Origin of the sequence: Streptomyces sp. WY228 (assembly GCF_019287315.1) — a bacterium.
Lineage (GTDB): Bacteria > Actinomycetota > Actinomycetes > Streptomycetales > Streptomycetaceae > Streptomyces > Streptomyces caviscabies.
Window position 1 is genome coordinate 2,055,039 of the sequence record NZ_CP079114.1, and the last position, 20,187, is coordinate 2,075,225.

A 20,187-nucleotide genomic window follows, 5' to 3' on the forward strand; every position below is an offset into this window, starting at 1 on the left:
CGGGTCGCCGCCGCGCCCGCGGGCTCAGCCGAGGGCGGCGACCCGGTCGCGGTAGCCGCGTACGGCGACGGCGTCCCGGTAGGGCTCCAGGCTGCGCTCGAAGGCGCGTACGTACTCCGTGGCGCGCACCGAGCGCATCTCGGCCGCCTGCTGGGCCGCCTCCGCGCCCAGCTGGCAGGCCTGCTCCAGCTCGCCCAGGCCGAGGCGGGCCGAGGCGAGGACCACCCGGCAGAACAGTCTGCTCCGGGCGTACGCCGGGGCGCGCAGCGCGAGCGACCGCTCGGCGTGCTGGGCGGCCGCCCGGTACTGCTGGAGGTCGCGGTGGCAGTGGCTCAGCTCGTCGGCGAGCTGCGCCTCGTCGAAGGTGCGGGCCCAGTGCGGCACCTCGTCGCCGGGGCGGGCGGTCTCCAGGGCGTGCTCGGCCCGGGTCACGGCGGCGGTGCAGGAGCGCGCCTCGCCGAGCACGCCGTGGCCGCGTGCCTCGACCGCGTGCAGCAGCGCCTGGACGAGCGGCGGGGCGGAGGAGCCGACCCCCTGCTGGGCGACCCGGGCGAGCTGGACGGCCTCCCGGCCGTGCCCGAGGTAGACCGCCTGCCGGCTCATCGTGATCAGCACATAGGCGCCGTAGCCGCGGTCGCCGGCGGCCTGGGCGAGCCGCAGCGCCTGGACGAAGTACCGCTGGGCGAGGCCGTGGGCGGCGATGTCGTACGAGGTCCAGCCGGCCAGCCGGGTCAGGTCGGCGACCGCGGCGAACAGCCGCCGCCCGGTGGCCTCGCCGTACGTGCCCCGGAGCATCGGCTCGGCCTCGTGCTCCAGATACCGCACGAGGGCCTGCCGGGCATGGCCGCCGCCGTACGCGTGGTCCAGGGTGCGGAAGAGTTCGCCGACCGAGCGCAGCGCGGCGACGTCCCCGCCGCCGACCCGCAGCCCGGTGCCGCTGGTCGTCTGCCGCTGGCGCGGGACCACGGGCAGCGCACCGGACCCGGTCGGCGGGTGCGCGGCGGGCGGATGGGTGGCGGGCGGGCCCGGGGGCGTGGGCCGCAGCGGTCCGGCGGCCGGGCGCGGCAGGCCCCGGCCCTCGGTGCGCGACGCCCCGTCCGTACGCCCGGAGGCCCCGGCCTCTCCCCCGGCCCGGCGGGCGGCGCCGCCGTCCCGGGCCACCCATTCGTCGGCGCGGCCGATCAGCCAGTCACGGCTGGGCACGACGAGTCCGGCGGGGGTGAAGGCGATCTTGCGCAGCTCCGTGTGCGTACCGGAGTCCTTGCGCCAGAGGCCGCTGACGATGTCGACGGCCTCGGTGGGCGTGGCCGCGAACTCCAGCCCCGCGTAGACGGGCGCGCAGGCGTCGAGCCCGAGGTCCTGGGCGGAGAGCCGTCGCCCGAGCCGCCGGGTGAACACCTCGGCGATCAGCGCGGGCGTGGTGCCGCGCGGCTGCTGCCCCCGCAGCCAGCGGGTGACCGAGGTCTTGTCGTACCGCAGGTCGAGGCCGTGTTCGAGGCCGAGCTGATCGACCCGCCGGGCCAGACCGGCGTGCGAGAACCCGGCTTCGGCGATGAGTGAGGCGAGTCGGCGGTTGGGCGTGCGCTGCGGGGGTCGTTCCGACATCGCTGTACGGTCTCCTGCCTTCGGGGCCGGACGGGCAGCCCTCTTGGGAACGGCGCGAATTTAGCGGCCACCGGGGCGGTCATCGCCGCCCTTTGCTCCACGTTCATCCGATCGTGTGAGGATTCCGGACAGAGCTGACGGAAACGTCCGGCACATGAGTGCGCGACCGGTGAGACCGTGGGACACGGGTCCGGCGCGCCCATGAGTGCGGGGCCGACCTGCCCGGAATGCGGCCGTTCCACCTGCCGGGGGGCCGTTCGGGCGACGGCCGTACAGTGGATGCGGGCGCGATCAGTGCAGGGCGCCGTCATCCCGGGGACACCCCTCCGGGCATGCGGGGCCCACCTAGGGAGGCATCGGTGAGCGAGCTGCGGTTCGTCCGTCTGGGCTTCGGCGAACAGGCCGTCGAATACACGGAGGCTTGGCAGAAGCAGCGGGAGGTGCACGCGGACCGGTTCGAGGACCGGGTGCCGGACACCTGTCTGCTCCTGGAACACCCGCCCGTCTACACCGCGGGACGCCGCACGGCGGACAGCGAGCGTCCGCTGGACGGCACCCCGGTCATCGATGTGGACCGCGGCGGGAAGATCACCTGGCACGGCCCCGGGCAGCTCGTCGGCTACCCGATCCAGAAGCTGCCGCGCCCGGTCGACGTCGTGGCGCACGTGCGCCGGCTGGAGGACGCGCTGATCCGCACGGCCGCCGACTTCGGCGTGGAGACCAGCCGGGTCGAGGGCCGCAGCGGCGTCTGGGTGCTCGGCGACCCGGTCGAGCAGCGCCAGGCGCTGGGCGGCCTCTCGCTGGACTTCGACCCGCGGCTCCAGGACGAGGAGTTCGACCCGCGGCTGAACGGCCCGGAGTACGCCCCGTCCAACGCCGGCCAGCGCCGCGAGGACCGCAAGCTGGCCGCGATCGGGATCCGGGTCGCCAAGGGCGTCACGATGCACGGCTTCGCGATCAACGTGAACCCGGACAACACCTGGTTCGACCGGATCGTGCCGTGCGGGATCCGCGACGCCGGGGTCACGTCCCTCTCGGGCGAGCTGGGCCGGGAGATCACGATCGAGGAGGTGCTGCCGGTGATCGAGAAGCACCTGCGGGACATCCTGGAGAACGCGGAGCTCGCTCCGCGGGCGGTGGAGCAGCCGAAGGCCGCGGCCCCGGCTCCGACATCCGCCCCGGCGCCCGCACCCGCCTAGGGCCGACCGGCCGTACCGGCCGGTAGCCCCGACCACCGCCGCCGACCGGGGAATAGGCCCCGCCGGCCGCAGGTTGGGCAGGCGTAGGACCGTTTGATGTACGGGCGTACCCTGGTGTTCGCCAAAGAATCCAAAGCGCATTCGAACTGCGATGCGAACCGCGAATCCAACGCAGCAGATAGCAAAGGGGAGCCGGAGTGTCCGCTGTCGCACCCGACGGGCGCAAGATGCTGCGCCTGGAGGTCCGAAACAGCCAGACCCCCATCGAGCGCAAGCCCGAGTGGATCAAAACGCGGGCGAAGATGGGCCCCGAGTACAAGCAGCTGCAACAGCTGGTGAAGGGCGAAGGGCTGCACACGGTCTGCCAGGAGGCGGGCTGTCCCAACATCTTCGAGTGCTGGGAGGACCGCGAGGCCACCTTCCTCATCGGCGGCGACCAGTGCACCCGGCGCTGCGACTTCTGCCAGATCGACACGGGCAAGCCGCAGGCGCTGGACCGCGACGAGCCCCGCCGTGTCGGCGAGTCGGTCGTCACGATGGACCTGAACTACGCCACCATCACCGGCGTCGCCCGCGACGACCTGGAGGACGGCGGCGCCTGGCTGTACGCCGAGACCGTCCGCCAGATCCACACGCTCACCGCGGAGCGGGAGGCCGGCGCGACCAAGGTCGAGCTGCTGATCCCCGACTTCAACGCGGAGCCCGAGCAGCTCGCCGAGGTCTTCTCCTCGCGCCCCGAGGTGCTCGCGCACAACGTGGAGACGGTGCCGCGGATCTTCAAGCGGATCCGCCCCGGCTTCCGTTACGAGCGTTCCCTGGAGGTCATCACCCGGGCCCGTGAGGCCGGTCTGGTGACCAAGTCCAACCTGATCCTCGGCATGGGCGAGACCCGCGAGGAAGTCAGCGAGGCGCTCCAGGACCTGTACGACGCAGGTTGCGAGCTCATCACGATTACGCAGTACCTCCGCCCCTCCGTGCGGCACCACCCGGTCGAGCGCTGGGTGAAGCCGATGGAGTTCGTCGAGCTGAAGGACGAGGCCGACGCGATCGGCTACTCCGGCGTGATGTCGGGTCCGCTGGTGCGCTCCTCGTACCGCGCGGGGCGTCTGTTCCAGCAGGCGATGGAGGCGCGCGGCGTCGCCGCCGGGACCGTCCAGCCCGCACCGGCCGTGTGAATCCGCTCACGAGCGACCACCACGCCGTCACCGCGTGACCGAAGCGGTCCGTACGCTCCCCGCAGGTGGGGGACGCGTACGGACCGCTTCGGCGTGCGCTCCACCGGAATCAAGGCTTCATTGGTGTTTGACCGCCCGGTCACGCGCTGGTAACACCAAGCAGTGACCCTAGGTACACGTGCGGCGGCGACTCCGTCGGCCGCCGCCGTCACCGCTTCCCACACTCATCCGCGCCCCCGGGGCGCATCCTTCCGAGGGGGAACACCACGATGCAGGCCGCACCGGTCCGCGCCCACGCTCTTCCGTCCGTCACCACCGCCCTGCGCGCGGTCGAGTCGCTGCTGCTGAGCAGCGGCCAGCGCACCGCCCGCCGCAACGCCTGGACGGCCGTCCTGGAGGACCGCCGCCGCGCCAAGGACCGGGTGGAGGCCCAGCACGTGCTGGAAGCCGTGGCCGACCACCGTTCCTAGGTCGCTCCCACGTTCCTGGACCGCTCCCACGTTCCTGACTCGCTCCCTCGCCACGTAAACTTCGGTACATGGCGAGGAAGGCAAAAACTGAAGGCGCGGACAGCGCCGAGAACGCAGGGCGGCTCAAGCAGATCGCCCTGACCTACAAGATGACCAAGCGGACCGACAGCAAGATCGGTCTTGTCGTCGCGGGTGTCGGAATCCTCACGTTCGGTGTCCTCCTCGGCATCGGCTTCGCGATCGGTCACCCGGTCTATCTGGGCATCCTGGGCTTCGTCCTGGCCGTCCTCGCGATGGCGATCATCTTCGGCCGGCGCGCCGAGCGGGCGGCCTTCGGACAGATGGAGGGCCAGCCCGGAGCGGCGGCCGCCGTCCTGGACCGGATCGGACGCGGCTGGACCACCACCCCCGCGGTGGCGATGAACCGCAGCCAGGACGTCGTCCACCGGGCGGTCGGCAAGGCCGGCATCGTCCTGGTGGCGGAGGGCAACCCGAACCGGGTGAAGAGCCTGCTGGCGGCCGAGAAGAAGAAGATGGCCCGCATCGTGGTGGACGTGCCGGTGCACGACATCATCGTCGGCAACGGCGAGGGCCAGGTGCCCCTGAAGAAGGTCCGCACCAAGATGCTGAAGCTCCCCCGCGTCCTGACCGGCCCGCAGGTGACCTCCACCAACGACCGGCTGCGCGCGATGGGCGACCTGATGAGCAACATGCCACTGCCGAAGGGCCCGATGCCCAAGGGCATGCGGATGCCGCGCGGCGGAAAGATGCGCTGACGGCGGCGGCCGACGTACGCAACACGACGGGGCGGCCCCGGACCGGTGAACGGTCCCGGGGCCGCCCCGTTTCTCACGCCTCCAGGCGGTCCTCACGCTTCTGGGCGGTGGGGGTCACATCCGCACCTGCACGGACCGCGACAGCCGGTCGTGCAGCCCACGCCCGTCGCGGTCCCAGACCAGCGCGGGGATGACGAGCAGGAGCAGCACGGTCCGCACGGCCACCCGCACGAACCCGAGCCTGCCGCCGCCCTCGGCGACGACGCGCACGCCCAGCAGCCGCTTCCCGGGGGTGCAGCCGATGGTCCCGACGGTCAGCAGGCTCATCACGAGGAAGATCCCGAGCGCCCAGTTCCCCGCCGCCTGCTGGTCACCGCGAGCGAACAGCCCGTATGCGATCACCATGCAGAGCGACCAGTCGATGAAGAGGGCTCCGAAGCGCCGCCCGAGCGGAGCGACCGAGCCGGGCCCCTCCTCGGGCAGCCCCAGTCCCTTACCCCGGTAGCCGAAGTCGGCGCCCATCTGTTCGGCGGCCGCGCGGGGCCCCGAGAGCCACGATCCGATTGCTTGCCTGTTGTCCACCCGTCCACGGTACTGCGCCCATGTTTGCCCCCGGCCGGGCGGGGCACGGAAACAGCCGCGCGGAGACAGCCGCTGAGATGCCGCCCACCACCGCCCCGGTTAACTTGGGCGAAACAAATGGGTCACGCTTGAGAAATCACGCCTGCCTATGGTCGGGTCCAGCGTGCGCCACCGCACTGGCCGCACCACGAGCTACAACCCCGTCCCTCCCGGGCCGGGAGTAGGAGGAGTTGGATGTTCCAGAACGCCGACGAAGTGCAGAAGTACGTAGCGGACAACGACGTCAAGTTCATCGATGTCCGGTTCTGCGACCTGCCCGGGGTGATGCAGCACTTCACGATCCCGGCAGCGACCTTCGACCCGGCCGAGGAACTGGCCTTCGACGGTTCGTCGATCCGCGGCTTCCAGGCCATCCATGAGTCCGACATGGCGCTGCGCGCCGACCTGTCGACGGCTCGGGTGGACCCCTTCCGCCGCGACAAGACCGTCAACATCAACTTCTTCATCCACGACCCGATCACGGGCGAGCAGTACAGCCGTGACCCGCGCAACATCGCCAAGAAGGCCGAGGCCTACCTCGCCTCGACCGGCATCGCGGACACCGCGTACTTCGGCCCCGAGGCCGAGTTCTACGTCTTCGACAACGTCCGCTTCCAGACGTCGGCGAACGAGAGCTTCTACCACATCGACTCCGAGGCCGGCGCCTGGAACACCGGTGCGGTCGAGAACAACCGCGGCTACAAGGTCCGCTACAAGGGCGGCTACTTCCCGGCCCCGCCGGTGGACCACTTCGCCGACCTGCGGGCCGAGATCTCCCTGGAGCTGGACAAGAACGGCCTCCAGGTCGAGCGCCAGCACCACGAGGTCGGCACGGCCGGCCAGGCGGAGATCAACTACAAGTTCAACACGCTGCTCGCCGCGGCCGACGACCTGATGCTCTTCAAGTACATCGTGAAGAACGTCGCCTGGCGCAATGGCAAGACCGCGACCTTCATGCCGAAGCCGATCTTCGGCGACAACGGCTCGGGCATGCACGTGCACCAGTCGCTGTGGCAGGGCGGCTCGCCGCTCTTCTACGACGAGCAGGGTTACGCCGGCCTGTCGGACATGGCCCGCTACTACATCGGCGGCATCCTGAAGCACGCCCCGTCGCTGCTGGCCTTCACCAACCCGACGGTGAACTCCTACCACCGCCTGGTCCCCGGCTTCGAGGCCCCGGTCAACATGGTGTACTCGCAGCGGAACCGTTCCGCCGCGATGCGCATCCCGATCACCGGCTCGAACCCGAAGGCCAAGCGCGTCGAGTTCCGCGCCCCGGACCCGTCCTCGAACCCGTACCTCGCGTTCTCCGCGCTGCTGATGGCGGGCCTGGACGGCGTGAAGAACAAGATCGAGCCGGCCGAGCCGATCGACAAGGACCTCTACGAGCTGGCTCCCGAGGAGCACGCCAACGTCCAGCAGGTCCCGACCTCCCTCCCGGCCGTGCTCGACGCCCTGGAGGCGGACAACGAGTACCTCCAGGCGGGCGGCGTCTTCACGTCGGACCTGATCGAGACCTGGATCGACTACAAGCGCACGAACGAGATCGCCCCGATCCAGCTGCGGCCGCACCCGCACGAGTTCGAGCTGTACTTCGACATCTGAGCCACAGGTCGCACTGACCGCGGGCCGTCGGCCGTACCCCTCCGGGGGTGCGGCCGACGGCCTTCTTCATGGTCCCGGACAGTGAGCGCCGCGCCTCGCTCGCACGATGAGAGTGCCGGTGTCTCCCGGCTCCGGAGCGTCGAGGATCCGGGCCTCTGCCTGGTGCAAGCCCGCCCGGTGGAGGAGGTTCTGCCCGACGGCGACGTCAGCGGGAATCAGGCACCCTGGTGTCACCGGGCAGGACCGCATAACCCGGCACGGACGGCCAGCGGACCGTCAGGACCACCGACTCCTCCTCCGCGAACCATGAGTGATCGACTCCGCGCCCCCACACGACGTAGTCGCCCTGCTCCGCCAGCAGGACGTCACGGCCCGGCAGTTCGACGCGGAAGCGGCCACTGATGAGGACGAGGAGAGCCGTGCGTTCCTCGCCCCTCACCCACTGCGCTCGCGCGTCCCCACGCGGGTGGACGCCCCATTTGATCTCCACGGCCTCGCTGTGGCGCGGGTCGTCGGCGTCCTTGAAGTGGCCGAGGAGCCATCCTCGGTCCAGTGCCGCATCCTTGCCCGCGTTGCCCACGTACACGCTGTCGTTCACGTGGGGGACGCTAGCAGCGCAGGTCATGCGGCGGCGCTGCGTCGGGGAGCCGGCCGAAGCACGCCGCCGGTGCCGACCACGAAGGTGAACTGTTCGGTCCGGTCCGGTCAAGAAGCGTACGAGCCTGACGACTTGGCGTCGCTCCGGAAGTGGAACTGGTACTGCGTGTTGTCCTTGACGTTCGTGGCGATCACTTTCCAGCTGCCCGCCTTCGCGAGCTTGTAGTCGGCCTGGCAGCTCCTGCCACCACTCTGCGGGAGGAAGCAGACCTTCACGTAACGGTCCGTGCCGGTCTTGATGTTGATGTCGGCGCAGCTGCTCGTCGTCTTGAGGTAGTTGAACGTGGGGTAGTTCGGGTAGATCTGCGTGCCCGCCGCCTTCGTATAGGTCTTGGCGTTGCCGTAGCAGGACTGGGCGACCACCTCCCCCGGGGTGGCCGCGGTGGCGCTGCCGGTGGCGAGCAGGCCACCGCCGATGAGCGCGCCGGTCATGGCGGCGGTGGCGAACCGCTTGTGGAGGTTCATGGAGGGCCCTTCCCCGTTGGGTGTACTGACGTGCGGTTCCCGCCACTGTGGCGGGCGGGCGGAGCGGGCCGTACCTACAACATTCCAGGTACCGCACCCGGGCCCGGTCCGCCATCGTGGTCGCCGGTGACCTTCGGCCCGGTTCAACGGGGGTCGGGCCGCAGGCATCGACAACACGGGGGTTCTCATGCAGATCCGCAAGCGTCTCCTCGCCGTCGCCATGACCGGCACGCTCGCCGGAGCCGGTCTCGTCGGCGGTGCGGCCGGTACGGCAGGCGCGACCGGCCAGGGGGATGTCGTCGCCCAGTCCTGCTACGGCAGCGCATGGAGCTACAGCAAGCCGTCGGGCGCCTTCCTCCAGCCGCAGAGCGTCACGTACTTCACGACCGGCAACTGTGCCGACATCAACATCAAGACCAACACCAGCCGCAGGGTGCGGGTCTGCTTCTACAGCAGCAGCGGTGGTCTCAACTACTGCCAGAGCGCGTACAAGACCACCACGGCGGGTCAGTGGAAGGTCATCGCCAGCGACGTACTGGACGGCACCCACTTCAAGTTCGAGTTCGCGAGTTCCGCCGCCTCGACGGGGCAGCGGGCCCACTGATCGTCAGGGGTCCGTACGGGTGGCGTGGGCGCGGCGTCAGCGCAGTGAGGGCCGCGTCCGCCCCGCCCAGTACTCGTCCGCCGTGATGCCCAGCAGGACCACGTCGTGGTACGTGCCCGCGAAGAACTCGTGCTGGCGCAGGCGGCCCTCCTCCACGAAGCCGAGTTTGCGGTAGAGGGCCAGCGAGGCGTCGTTGAAGGCGTAGACCTCCACCTCGCACTTGTGGCAGCGCTGTTCGGCGAACATGTAGGTGAGGACCAGTTCGGTGGCCTCGGCCGCGTAGCCCTGGCGGCGGTGTTCGCGGGTGACCTCGATGCCCGTACGGAAGCGGCCCGCCCTCGCGTCCGTCTCGCCGACCGACACCGCGCCCACGAAGGCGTGCTCGAAGCGGGTCTCGATGACCAGTTGGTACGAGGCCGGGTTCGGGGTGCGGCCGGCGCGTTCGGCGGCCCAGGCGCGGAAGCTCTCGTCCGAGCGCGGGGGTTCGACCACGTCGGCGTTGCGGGCGTCCACGGTGTGCAGGGCCAGGGCCCGGAAGCCCTCCCAGTCCTGCGGTTCGATGCCCCGCAGGCGTACCCTCTCGCCGGTCCACAGGTCGCTCATCGGGCTCCAGACTGGTGCGTGCATGCAGGGGGCGGTCAGGTCGGTCGGTGCGTCGGTCGGTCAGGTTACGTGGGGGGAGATCGCTCGCGCGACGGTCAGGGACTCCGTGTGCGTGGTGTCCACCTCCAGGTCGTACGTCACGCCCCGGTGGACCGTCTCCGCCTGTACCGCGGCCATGCCCTTCGGGCGGTCGCCCCGGGCGATGCCGCGGGCCTCCGCGACCGCGCCTTCGCAGTGGACGCCCACCCACAGGACGTTCAGGCCCGTCAGCGCCTTGCGCCACCCTTCCTGGGAGGCCGGGCCGCCGAGGAACACGTCGTCGACGATGACGTTCGCTCCCGCCCGCGCCATCGCGGCCACGCCCTCGCGCCAGGCCGCCTCCAGTCTCCGGAACTCCTCGCCGACGGTCACGCCGCCGTCCGCCGCGAACTCGATGCCTTCGCCTGCCGACCTCAGGGACGCGGGCAGGGAGTCCACGAAGGTGTCGATCGCGGCGGCGAGCCACGGGGTCGGCAACTCCGCCTGGAGGCAACGTACGATGCCGGACTTGCCGGAGCTGGAGCCGCCGTTCAGCACGATCACTTGGGTTGTCACCCGGACACGTTAGAGGCAACCGGGGCCGTGTTCGAGGCGTTTTCGGGGGCCTTCGCCACGCGCGGCCCCGGGCGCGTCCGGGAACGGGGATCGACCCGGACCGCGGCTCCCGCGCGCGTGCGGAAGTGCGGGACAGCCCTTAGGCTCGACCGCATGCCCAACCGGCTTCCGTTCGACGAAGTGTTGCGCTCCACCGTGGGCGTCCCCGACCGGAGCGAGCTCCTGGACAGCAGTCCGCGGTCACGGGTGTGGCGGGTCCGGCTTGCCGACCGGAGTCAGGTCGTCGTCAAGCAGATCACCGACGGCGGGGACACCCGCGCCGACGCCGACACGCGCTTCGCGCGGGAGGTGGCCGGGCTGCGCCTGGCGGGACGGACGAGCGGGCCCGCCGTGGCTCCCGCGGTGCTCGCCACGGACCCGCCCTCGCGGGTGATGGTCCTCGAGCATGTCGACGACCTCGGCAGGACGGACGACTGGATGCCGGGGTACGCCGAGTCGCTCGCCCGACTGCACGCCCTGACCGGACCCGCCGACGAGGGCGCACTCCCGGCCTGGCCGGGACCCACGGCCGCCGACGCGGAGTCCTTCCTCGCCCTGGCCCGTACGTTCGACGTGCCCGTCCCGTCCGCGGTGCTCGATGAACTCACCGCTCTCGTGGACCGGTTGAACCCCTCCCCGCATCATGCGCTGCTGCACGGCGACCCATGCCCCGGCAACGATCTGCGGACCGCCGACGGTGTCCGTTTCGTCGACTTCGAACGGGCCTCGCTCGGCAACGGCCTGGTCGAACTCGCCTACTTCCGCATCGGCTTCCCCACCTGCTGGTGCGCGATGTCGGTCACCGCGGCCCCGCTCGCGGAGGTCGAGGACATCTACCGAACCACCTGGCGCGGCCTCACCGGCAGAGATGTGCCGGGCGACCTCGCCGACGCGTGCGCCGGCTGGCTGATCCAGGGGGACGCGCTCGTCGAGCGGGCCCACCGCGGGACGGTCGACCAGCTCGCTCGCGTACCCACCGAGGACTTCGAGTGGGGCTTCGTCTCCGCCCGCGAGCGACTGGTCCATCGCCTCGGCGTGGTCGCCGACATGACCCGCGACCACGACCACCTGTTCGCGGTGGGCCGCCTCAGCTCCGCCCTGGCCGTGCGCCTGTTGGCGCGCTGGCCGGAACTGCGGCCGCTGCCCACGCACGACACCCGCCCTTGGTACTAGGCGGTGTCCTGTCGATCAGGCCGGACCCCGCGAGCCTGGCCTGATCGGCACGACAGGCCCTAGGCGGGCCTGATCGTGGCCAGTTGCGCGAGCAGCAGGATCAGGCGGTACGCCGTCGCGTAGTCGGGGGCCGTGAACGTGACCGTACGGGCGCCCGCCGCGCGCGAGACGCCCGGGACGAGGGTCGCCAGGTCGACCGTGTGCGCGCCCGCGAGGTCGACCTCCACGTCCAGCGGGGCGGGGGCGAGCGTCAGGGGAGGGATCTCCGCGCGGCGCGTGATCGCGTCCGCCGCCGCCCGGCGCAACCGGTCCCCCGCCTCCTCCGGGTGCAGGGTCACCGCGGCCGCCGCGCCCAGCGCCTCCTTGACCGGGACGGTGACCGCCTCGGGGATCAGGTCGGCCGCCTCGGCGCAGGCCGCGTCGTCGCCGCTGAGCAGGACGACCGGTACGCCGAGGTGGCCGGCCATCGCGGCGTTGAGTCCGATCTCGCCCAGCGAGCGGCCGGCCACCCGTACGTCGAGGATCGCGTCGTTCATCGTGTGCGCCAGCACGCCCGGGCCCTCCCCCGCCCGCACGTGGTAGCCGACGAACAGCGCCGCGTCGGTCTCCGCGTCGAGCCCGGCGAGCATGTTCAGCGTGCGCGGCTTGCCCCGGACCAGGCGGGCGCGGCGGTCGAGTCGCTCCGGCAGGAGGTTGCGGAAGGTGCCGTGCGCGTCCGCCACCAGGACGTCGGCCGTGGGTTCGGCGTCCAGGACGCCCGCGATCACCGCGTTCGCGTCGGCCGTCATCAGCTCCCGGCCGCGCTGGTAGTCGTCACGCTCGGGGTTCGTCTCGGAGGGGTGGACGATGCCCGAGACGCCTTCCATGTCGACGGAGATGAGTGCCTTCATGGGGCTGGGATCCTACCCGTCGCCCTCACCGGGTCAGGAGCCGGCGAGGCTCGCCCGTGCCGCGTTCATGAACGCCGTCTTGGCCTCCTCCAGGTGCTCGTTGACCTCGACGTCCCCGATGTCGCGCCACACGGCGGCGTTCAGCGCGTGGCCGTACGTCCTCACCGGCTCGCGCAGTGCCTCCGCGCACAGGAGCGTGACATTGCCGGACGCGGTCCACAGCGCGGTCATCACCGGGCCCGTCTCCGTCATCCAGCCGTCCTCGTCGTCGCCCCACGGGTCGGGGCGGCGGTAGGCGGCCCGTTCCGCGGCCTGGGCGCAGGTGACGAACTCCTTGAGCACGTCGATCTGTTCGGCCCGGCGGCTCTCCGTCGTCGCCACCGCCTGGCGGCGCTCCTCGACGCGTTCCGCCGAGCGCTGGGTGGCGCGCTGGGCGAGAGCCGTCAGGCCGCCGCCCAGGGCGACACCGGCGAGCGACAGGGCCGAAGTCCAGAGATCGGCTGCCATGGTGATGCCCCTTCGCCCGAGTCCTTGTGCGGTCAGGGGGCCATGGTCCCGCACGGGCGGAGCCCGGCAGCCGGGTGCCCCCGGACGAGACGGTCCGGGGGCACAACGGCAGGCCGGGGCTGTGCGTCAGCGCCCGTAGCGGATCAGGGCGCGGACCATGCGGCAGGTGGTGTCGGACGGCGGGTGGATGCCCAGGCGCTCGGCGGTGATCCGTATCCGGTGGTTGCCGGCGCTGGAGGGCTGGTAGACCCCGCTGTCGAGCAGGGCGATGGCCAGGCGCATGGCCTTGAGGCGGCGGTTGTGGGAGACGTACCACTCGCGGGGGCGGCCCGCGGGCAGCCGCTTCTTCGCGGGCGGCGCGGGAAGCGGCGGGTGGAAGGGCATCGGGAGCTGTCGGTCGAGCGGCTCGGTCGTGACTGTGGCGACGGCCATCGGCATCCTCCTGGCAGCGTGGTGGAACCCTCACGAACTCCCTCCATTTTACTGCCCCCCACTGACAATCGCCCCTGGCCAGAGGCCATTTCGGCAGCCCCTCGCGTAACCTTGGCCCCATGGAGATCTGGATCAATCCCGCCTGTTCCAAGTGCCGCAGCGCACTCACTCTGCTGGACGCCGAAGGGGCCGATTACACCGTCCGCCGTTACCTGGAGGACGTGCCGTCGCCGGAGGAGATCCGGGCCGTGCTGGACCGGCTCGGTCTGGAGCCGTGGGACATCACGCGGACGCAGGAGGCGGCGGCGAAGGAGCTGGGCCTCAAGGAGTGGCCCCGGGACGCCGGTGCGCGGGAGCGGTGGATCGTCGCGCTGTCGGAGCACCCGAAGCTCATCCAGCGGCCGATCATCACCGCCGAGGACGGCACGGCCGTGGTGGCACGGAGCGAGGAAGCCGTGCGGGACGCTCTGGGGCGTGGCGCCTGAAGACCGCGTGGTGCCTGAGGGTGTGGGTGCCTGAGGGTGTGGGTGCCTGAAGGCCGTGGTGCCTGAAGGCCGTGGTGCCTGAAGGCCGTGGGCCCGTGGCCCGTGGCCCGTGGCCCGTGGCCCGGATGAGAGTCCGTGCAGCCGTGCCGTACCGCCTCAGCGTTCGTCCGTGCCCGCTCGCTTCGCCGTGGACAGGGCGATGCGGTTCCACGTGTTGATCGTGAAGATCAGGGCCAGCAGGTGGGCCAGCTCCTCCTCGTCGAAGTGGGCCGCCGCCCGGTCGTAGACCTCGTCCGGCACGCCCGCGTCGCCGATCCTCGTGACCGTGTCCGTCAGGGCGAGGGCGGCCTGCTCCTTCTCCGTGAAGAAGTGGTCCGCCTCCTGCCACACCGCGACCATGTGCAGGCGCTCCTCGCTCTCGCCCGCCTTGCGTGCGTCCGTGGTGTGCATGTGCAGGCAGTACGCGCACCGGTTCAGGTGCGAGGCGCGGATCTGGACCAGTTCGACCAGGGTCGGGTCCAGGCCCTCGCGGGCCGCCGCGTCCAGGCCGATCACGGCCCGGAACGCCTTCGGGGCCGCCTTCGCGAAGTTCAGCCGGGGTGTGGTCGTGGCCGTGTTGGGCCGGACGGTGGTGGCCTCGGTGGCGGTGCGGTCGTTCGTCTTGATCTCCGTCGTCGTCATGGGTACGAATCTAGGGCTATCGGTGACTGGGTGTGGGGTGCACTTCTATGACGGATTCATGGGTCAATTCCGCGGAGATCCTGGGCAGCGATCTGCCGCTGGAGCTCTCCGGTACGGGCAATCGCCGGGCCCTCCTGATGGCCGCGCTGCGCGAGGCCGTGCGCAGCGGGCGGCTCGCCCCGGGCACCCGGCTGCCGCCCTACCGTTCGCTCGCCGCCGACCTGGGCCTGGCCCGCAACACCGTCGCCGACGCGTACGCGGAGCTGGTCGCGGAAGGGTGGCTGGCGGCCCGGCAGGGGTCGGGGACGCGGGTCGCCGAGCGGGCCGTCCCGGTGACCCCGGCGCATCGGCCGCGTACCCCCGAGCGCCCGGCCCGCCCGGTCCATGACCTGGTCCAGGGGCAGCCGGACCCCTCGGTCTTCCCGCGCACCGCCTGGCTGGCCTCGGCGCGGCGGGCGCTGGCCGCCGCCCCCGACGACGCGTTCGGGCCCGGCGATCCGCACGGGCGGCCCGAGCTGCGGCGGGCCCTGGCCGGCTATCTGGCCCGGGTGCGCGGGGTGCGGGCCGCGCCGGAACGGATCGTCCTGTGCTCGGGGGCCGCGCACGGGCTGCGGCTCCTCGCGGAGGTGGTCGGCGGTCCGTGGGCGGCGGAGGAGTACGGGCTGCCCTTCCACCGCGAGATCCTCGCCTCGCACGGGGTCGGCACCCGGCCGCTCGGCGTGGACGCGGACGGCGCCCGGGTCGACGGGCTCACCCGCCACGACCGTGCCGTCCTCCTCACGCCCGCCCATCAGTTCCCCACCGGCGGGCCGCTGCACCCCGCGCGGCGGGCGGCCGTCGTCGACTGGGCCCGGTCCACCGGCGGGCTCGTCGTCGAGGACGACTACGACGGGGAGTTCCGCTACGACCGGCAGCCCGTGGGGGCCGTCCAGGGGCTCGATCCCGAGCATGTCGTGCTGGTGGGGTCGGTGAGCAAGAGCCTTTCGCCTGCCTTGCGGATCGGGTGGATGGTGCTGCCCCAGCGGCTCGTCGCCCCCGTCGTCGCGGCCAAGGGCGAACGGGAGCAGTTCTCCAGCGCCACCGAGCAGTTGACGCTCGCGGACTTCGTCGAGTCGGGCGCGTACGACCGGCAGGTGCGCCGGATGCGGCAGCGCCACCGCCGCCGCCGGGACCAGTTGGTGGCCGCTCTGCATGCGCGGGCCCCGCACGTCCGGGTCACCGGGATCGCGGCCGGGCTGCACGCGGTGCTGGAGCTGCCGCCCGGCACCGAGCGGTCGGCGGTCCGGGCGGCGGCCTGGCAGGGGCTGGCGGTGGAGGGCCTGGGCGTCTACCGGCACCCGGGGGCGGGACGCCCCTCCCGTTCCACCGGTACCGCCGCTGCTTCCCTCCGTACCACCGGTACCGCCGGTGCCTCCCTCCGATCCACACGTACCGCCGCCACCTCCCCCGTCCCCCACCGCGACGGGCTCGTCGTCGGGTACGCGACCCCCGCCGAATCCGCCTACCCGGAGGCGCTCGACGCCCTGTGCCGCTCCCTGCCGCCGGTCAGCCCGCCTGTGCCTGCTCCTCCGCAGCCGCCAGCAGCTCCGTGAGGTGGCGGCCGAAGCGCGCGTCGCAGGCGTGCGGCACCCCCGTACGTACCGCTTCGGCCAGGGCGTCCACCGCACCCCGGAACGCGGTCTCCGCGCCCGCCCAGCCGGGGATCGACGCCGTGCCCCGCTCGCCCCGGAACTCGATCTCGACGCCCGCCGCGCCGGGCGGGGCGCTCAGCCCGAGCGTCACCGTGCTGGACGCGCCCGAAGTGTGGCGCAGGATCAGATGCGTGGTGTCGGCCGGACCCCGGGCGGCGGTCAGGCGCTCGACGTCGCCCAGGACCGGGATCAGCACGGAGAGCGCGTGCGGGCCGACGTCCCACAGGCCGCCCTTCTCGCGCCGCCACGGGGAGTCCGCGTACTCGCTGCTCGAACCCGCGGCGTAGAGCGAGCCGAGCCACTGGGCGCGGGCCGTGAACCAGCCGTCCACCGCCGCCTGTTCGGCGATCCACGCGGAGGTCTCGGGCGCGAAGCGCAGCGTGCAGAAGACGACCGAGGCCACCCCCGACTTCTCCGCCGCATCGGCCACCGCGCGGGCCCCGGCCACCGTCGTGGCGACCGGCTTGTCCATCAGGAGGTGGCAGCCCGCCTCCGCCGCCCGGACCGCGAGCGGGGCCTGCACGTCCGGCGGCAGCGCGAAGGCCACCGCGTCGCTCGCCTCCAGGAGCGCGTCGATGCCCTCCTCACCGGTGTACGCGCGCGTCCCGTGCGCGGCGGCGAGGGCGTCCGCCGCCTCGGCGCGGCGGCCCCACACCCCGCTCAGCTCGACGCCGGGGTGGGCGGCGAGCGCGGGGGCCTGGGTGTTGCGGGCCCAGGGGCCGGTGCCGAGGAGGCCGATGCGCAGAGGTGTGGTGCCTGCAGTCGTCATGCGTGCCAGTGTGCCGGGTGCGGCGGGCGGCCGGGCAGGGGGCCGGGGCGTTCACGCGCCCGCTCGCCCGCCGGCCCGGGCAGGCACCGGGCCAGGATGCCCGGCCCCGCACGCCGCCACGCCCCGGAAGGCACCCGGACCCCGAATGCGGTGGCGCGAAGCGGCCTTGCCCCGCTACGTTTCCGGGGCCGGCCGCGGGACTCCGGCGCGACTCCCGGGACTTGCCTGTGAAGCGATGATTTCGTTGTTCGCGCCTCCATTCCCCGGCCGGCACTCCAGCCTCCCGGGGGACGACCATGAACACGACCGAAAGCCCTGCCGACCGCGTCGCCGACCTCGTCGCCGGCCGCGTCGCCGACCTCGTCGCCGCTGAGGACGTCCTGCTCTTCGTGAACGCGGCGATCACCGCGACCGGGCAGCGCGAGTTCCGCTCCGGCGCCGCCGACCAGCAGCTCTCCCTGGACTTCCTGCACGCCTACGTACGGGTCAACTACCGCCGGGTGTACGCCGCTTCGCTGGCTCTGGACATCAACCACCACAACGCGGCGCTCATCGTGCGCCGGCTGCTGGAGACGGCGGGCGAGGCGAGCCCCGAGGAGCGGCGTACCGAGGGCCGGCTCATCGCCGCCCGGCTGGCGTTGCTGCCGCCGCCGCGCGTCTACCGGCTCTTCGGCGAGCTGCGCCGGGCCGGAGTCAACAACCGGCGGACCCGCGCGATCATGCGGGACTGGCTGGCGGCCCGGCCGGATCTGGGCCATGACGCCGTGAAGTACCGCGCCGGGCTGAAGACCGCCGCCCGGCACATCCATCTGCCCTGCCCGGAGGGGGCCGCGCCGCTCGCCGAGGTCGGGGCGTTCCTGTTCCGGCCGGGGCGGCTGCCCCGCTACGAGCACGGGCTGCTCGACGCCTGGCGGCGCGCCCACTACGAGCAGGGGGCGGTGGCCGAGCTGCCGTTCACCGTCGCGGAGGGGTTCGCCGCCAAGCACGGGATGAAGCGCGAGGTGTTCCTGAAGCGGGCCGCGCCCCGGATGACCCGGCTGGAGCGGCTGCGTACCCAGGAGCAGCGGGCGGCGGCCGACCGGCGGCCGAACGCTCCGGCGGCCGCGCAGGTGGATCTGACCGTGATGCCGCTGACCCGGATCGCCCTGTATGTGCTGTCGCTCGGCTTCGAGCAGCGGTCCGAGCGGCGGGCCGAACTGACCGGCGCCCTGCGCGCGGCGGCCCGCCGGGCGGCGGGCGCACAAGCGGGGAGCTGGGGGCGGGTGCACGCGGTGCTGGACGACAGCTTCTCCTCGTCCGGTTCGGGGCAGAAGCGGCGGCGGCCGCTCGCCGTGGCGCTGGCCTGTCACCATCTGCTGGAGGCGCTCGCCGCGCCCGGCGCGTACCGGGGGCTGTGGACCTCGGGCGCGGGCGACGCCCTGCTCGTACGCCCGTGGGGGCCGACCCCGCTGGGGATGCGGGTCCTGGACGCGCTGGAGCCGGGTCCCGGCGGGGCGGCCCCGGACCGGCTGGTGATCGTCTCGGACGGCTGGGACAACGCCCCGGCCGGGCTCGCGGGCGAGGTGCTGCGGGTGTGGCGGCGCCGGCTGGATCCGGAGCGGCGGACGGCCGTGGTGCACGTCAACCCCGTATACGACGCCGAGGGTTTCGATGTGCGGCGGCTGGCGGCGGGGGTGGCGACCGCCGGGATCCGGGACGCGGAGGATCTGCCCGCCCTGGTGGAGATCGCCCGGTTCGCGGAGGGGCGTACGGGGCCGGCGGAGCTGTACGCGTATCTGGACCGGCGCGTGGCCCGGTTCACCGGAGAAGCAGAAGGAGAAGCGGAAGGGGCGGTGGTCCGGTGAACCGGCTGGAGCTGACCGGGCTCACCGCCCGGCCCTCGCAGGTGTGGGGCGGCGTCCGGCTCGTCCCGCTGGTCCGCGCGGAGCCGGTGGCGGGGCTGCGGCTGCACCGCGAGGTGTACGAGGGCCTGGGCGCGGGGATCGTCGAGCTCGGGCCGCGGGAGCGCTATGTCTCGTACATTCCGCACGGTCTGGTCGCCGACTGGTCGGACGAGGACGGCCCGGAGGCGGGCCGGCAGTCGGCCGCGTACGGCACCCAGTTCGGCGGGGGCGGCGCGCCCCGGGCCGCCGTGCTGCCGCCGCTGCCGCATCACCGGATGGCCAAGCGGCGGCCCGGCGACCGCTTGCGGTTCCTGCCGCTGCATCTGGCGCTGGAGGGCTATCTCGCGCTGCACTTCGGCGGTCCGTCGACCGCCTGGGAGGAGTGGTCGCGCACGGCCCTGCGCGACGGGCTCTCGCCGCGCGCCGAGGACGCGTACCTCGGGCGCTCGGTGCGCGGGCTCGCGGACGCGCTGCGGATCTTCGAGATCCACCCGGGCCAGTGCGGGGTGATGGTGTACGTCTCCGACGCGCTCGCCGCCGCCTTCGTCGTCCCGCACCCGGACGACTACCGCCTTCTGCACGCCTCGCTGGTGGAGGACCTCTACGGGGAGCTGGTGCACCAGTACGCGCTGTACGGGGCGCCGGTGCCGGAGCTGCCGGTGCGGATCGGGGGCGAGGAGCACATCCGGGACCTCGGCGGGCTGCGGGCGGCCGCGCGGGCTCAGGAGCGGGTGTGGGAGGAGGCGCACGACACCGTGTTCGCGCGGGAGCTGCTGGACTCCTCGTACACGTTCGACCAGGTGTACCGGATGACGTCCTTCACTCTGTGGCGTTTTCTGCCGCCGTTCGTCCGGGACACGGGCGGGCAGCACATCGGGGAGACGATCACCGATCACCGGGGGCGGGTCGCCTACCTCAAGACGTTCCGGCTCTCCGACGCGCAGATCCGCCGCGGCCATCTGCTGCGGACCGTGGCCGGGGCCGACTGGCACCTGGACACGGCGGCCGCCGCGCTGGGGTCGAGCCGGGAGGAGCTGGTGCGCCGGCTGCGGGCGGCCGGGTTCTCGGCGCTGCTCAAGGGCCATGTGTGAGCGTTCGGGTCGGCCGGTGACGGGGTGGATCAGGGGTGGACCGGAGGCGGATCAGATGCCTCGTTCCGCACGGGCAAAACAGAGGAAACCTCGGTAACACGGGGTTCACATCCGGGCAACGGACGGGAAATCGCGTCTTGCCAAGCTGCGCTGCATAGACCGCTGCACCCGC

The 20,187-nt window shown here is 72.5% G+C and carries 22 protein-coding genes; 11 read left to right on the plus strand and 11 right to left on the minus strand.

The features are described from left to right. Positions 1-24 precede the first annotated feature (24 nt). Positions 25-1,605, minus strand: a complete 1,581-nt coding sequence (locus tag KV381_RS08815; RefSeq protein ID WP_030080751.1) for a hypothetical protein — start codon at positions 1,603-1,605, stop codon at positions 25-27. 359 nt (positions 1,606-1,964) lie between these two features. Between KV381_RS08815 and lipB the strand changes: the two genes are divergently transcribed. The 4 genes from lipB to KV381_RS08835 all read left to right on the plus strand — a co-directional run bounded on the left by lipB (position 1,965) and on the right by KV381_RS08835 (position 5,225). Continuing rightward, positions 1,965-2,804 (plus strand): lipoyl(octanoyl) transferase LipB, encoded by an 840-nt coding sequence (gene lipB / locus KV381_RS08820; protein ID WP_218785013.1) that lies wholly within the window; start codon positions 1,965-1,967, stop codon positions 2,802-2,804. Between the two features lie 197 nt (positions 2,805-3,001). Beyond that, positions 3,002-3,979: a lipoyl synthase gene (gene lipA / locus KV381_RS08825; RefSeq protein ID WP_030080755.1), complete on the plus strand. Its 978-nt coding sequence runs from the start codon at positions 3,002-3,004 to the stop codon at positions 3,977-3,979. A 269-nt stretch (positions 3,980-4,248) separates the two neighbouring features. Next, positions 4,249-4,449 (plus strand): hypothetical protein, encoded by a 201-nt coding sequence (locus KV381_RS08830; RefSeq protein ID WP_003969591.1) that lies wholly within the window; start codon positions 4,249-4,251, stop codon positions 4,447-4,449. 68 nt (positions 4,450-4,517) lie between these two features. Then, positions 4,518-5,225, plus strand: a complete 708-nt coding sequence (locus tag KV381_RS08835; RefSeq protein ID WP_030080758.1) for a DUF4191 domain-containing protein — start codon at positions 4,518-4,520, stop codon at positions 5,223-5,225. Between the two features lie 114 nt (positions 5,226-5,339). Here KV381_RS08835 and KV381_RS08840 read toward each other — a convergent pair whose 3' ends face one another. Then, positions 5,340-5,747: an RDD family protein gene (locus tag KV381_RS08840; RefSeq protein ID WP_030080760.1), complete on the minus strand. Its 408-nt coding sequence runs from the start codon at positions 5,745-5,747 to the stop codon at positions 5,340-5,342. 294 nt (positions 5,748-6,041) lie between these two features. Here KV381_RS08840 and glnA point away from each other — a divergent pair, with 294 nt between their 5' ends. Continuing rightward, on the plus strand, positions 6,042-7,451 hold the full coding sequence (gene glnA, locus KV381_RS08845; RefSeq protein ID WP_030080762.1) for a type I glutamate--ammonia ligase: 1,410 nt from the start codon (positions 6,042-6,044) through the stop codon (positions 7,449-7,451). A gap of 205 nt (positions 7,452-7,656) precedes the next feature. Here glnA and KV381_RS08850 read toward each other — a convergent pair whose 3' ends face one another. Further along, the gene (locus KV381_RS08850; protein ID WP_030622587.1) at positions 7,657-8,049 is read right to left on the minus strand and encodes a hypothetical protein; all 393 of its coding nucleotides are present in this window, start codon (positions 8,047-8,049) and stop codon (positions 7,657-7,659) included. 107 nt (positions 8,050-8,156) lie between these two features. Beyond that, the gene (locus KV381_RS08855) at positions 8,157-8,573 is read right to left on the minus strand and encodes a hypothetical protein (protein ID WP_218785014.1); all 417 of its coding nucleotides are present in this window, start codon (positions 8,571-8,573) and stop codon (positions 8,157-8,159) included. Between the two features lie 187 nt (positions 8,574-8,760). Here KV381_RS08855 and KV381_RS08860 point away from each other — a divergent pair, with 187 nt between their 5' ends. After that, a complete protein-coding gene (locus KV381_RS08860; protein ID WP_050504705.1) occupies positions 8,761-9,177 on the plus strand; it encodes a hypothetical protein in 417 nt (138 codons plus the stop codon). Between the two features lie 36 nt (positions 9,178-9,213). Here the strand turns inward: KV381_RS08860 and KV381_RS08865 are convergent, their stop codons facing one another. After that, complete coding sequence (locus KV381_RS08865) at positions 9,214-9,780, minus strand: GNAT family N-acetyltransferase (protein ID WP_086777927.1); 567 nt, start codon at positions 9,778-9,780, stop codon at positions 9,214-9,216. A gap of 60 nt (positions 9,781-9,840) precedes the next feature. After that, positions 9,841-10,374, minus strand: a complete 534-nt coding sequence (gene cpt / locus KV381_RS08870; protein ID WP_218785015.1) for a chloramphenicol phosphotransferase CPT — start codon at positions 10,372-10,374, stop codon at positions 9,841-9,843. Positions 10,375-10,527: 153 nt separating this feature from the next. On the opposite strand from cpt, the gene KV381_RS08875 reads away from it, so the two are divergent. Next, the gene (locus tag KV381_RS08875; protein WP_218785016.1) at positions 10,528-11,586 is read left to right on the plus strand and encodes a phosphotransferase; all 1,059 of its coding nucleotides are present in this window, start codon (positions 10,528-10,530) and stop codon (positions 11,584-11,586) included. Positions 11,587-11,645: 59 nt separating this feature from the next. Here the strand turns inward: KV381_RS08875 and KV381_RS08880 are convergent, their stop codons facing one another. The 3 genes from KV381_RS08880 to KV381_RS08890 all read right to left on the minus strand — a co-directional run bounded on the left by KV381_RS08880 (position 11,646) and on the right by KV381_RS08890 (position 13,415). Then, on the minus strand, positions 11,646-12,476 hold the full coding sequence (locus tag KV381_RS08880; RefSeq protein WP_030080776.1) for a M55 family metallopeptidase: 831 nt from the start codon (positions 12,474-12,476) through the stop codon (positions 11,646-11,648). A gap of 33 nt (positions 12,477-12,509) precedes the next feature. Then, positions 12,510-12,983: a hypothetical protein gene (locus tag KV381_RS08885; RefSeq protein ID WP_218785017.1), complete on the minus strand. Its 474-nt coding sequence runs from the start codon at positions 12,981-12,983 to the stop codon at positions 12,510-12,512. A gap of 126 nt (positions 12,984-13,109) precedes the next feature. Next, a complete protein-coding gene (locus KV381_RS08890; RefSeq protein WP_030080781.1) occupies positions 13,110-13,415 on the minus strand; it encodes a hypothetical protein in 306 nt (101 codons plus the stop codon). Between the two features lie 119 nt (positions 13,416-13,534). On the opposite strand from KV381_RS08890, the gene KV381_RS08895 reads away from it, so the two are divergent. After that, positions 13,535-13,900, plus strand: a complete 366-nt coding sequence (locus KV381_RS08895) for an ArsC/Spx/MgsR family protein (RefSeq protein ID WP_030622574.1) — start codon at positions 13,535-13,537, stop codon at positions 13,898-13,900. A 156-nt stretch (positions 13,901-14,056) separates the two neighbouring features. Here the strand turns inward: KV381_RS08895 and KV381_RS08900 are convergent, their stop codons facing one another. Next, on the minus strand, positions 14,057-14,581 hold the full coding sequence (locus KV381_RS08900) for a carboxymuconolactone decarboxylase family protein (protein WP_218785018.1): 525 nt from the start codon (positions 14,579-14,581) through the stop codon (positions 14,057-14,059). 47 nt (positions 14,582-14,628) lie between these two features. Here KV381_RS08900 and KV381_RS08905 point away from each other — a divergent pair, with 47 nt between their 5' ends. Beyond that, entirely contained in the window at positions 14,629-16,173 is a 1,545-nt protein-coding gene (locus KV381_RS08905; RefSeq protein ID WP_218785019.1) for a PLP-dependent aminotransferase family protein, read from the plus strand. Here the strand turns inward: KV381_RS08905 and KV381_RS08910 are convergent. Then, positions 16,127-17,041, minus strand: coding sequence for a Gfo/Idh/MocA family protein (locus tag KV381_RS08910; RefSeq protein WP_098027397.1), 915 nt, complete (start codon positions 17,039-17,041; stop codon positions 16,127-16,129). The genes KV381_RS08905 and KV381_RS08910 overlap by 47 nt on opposite strands. Positions 17,042-17,337: 296 nt before the next feature. Between KV381_RS08910 and KV381_RS08915 the strand changes: the two genes are divergently transcribed. Beyond that, positions 17,338-18,885 (plus strand): hypothetical protein, encoded by a 1,548-nt coding sequence (locus tag KV381_RS08915; RefSeq protein ID WP_218785020.1) that lies wholly within the window; start codon positions 17,338-17,340, stop codon positions 18,883-18,885. After that, a complete protein-coding gene (locus tag KV381_RS08920; RefSeq protein ID WP_098026370.1) occupies positions 18,882-20,015 on the plus strand; it encodes a hypothetical protein in 1,134 nt (377 codons plus the stop codon). Before KV381_RS08915 ends, KV381_RS08920 begins: the two co-directional genes overlap by 4 nt. Positions 20,016-20,187 lie beyond the last annotated feature (172 nt).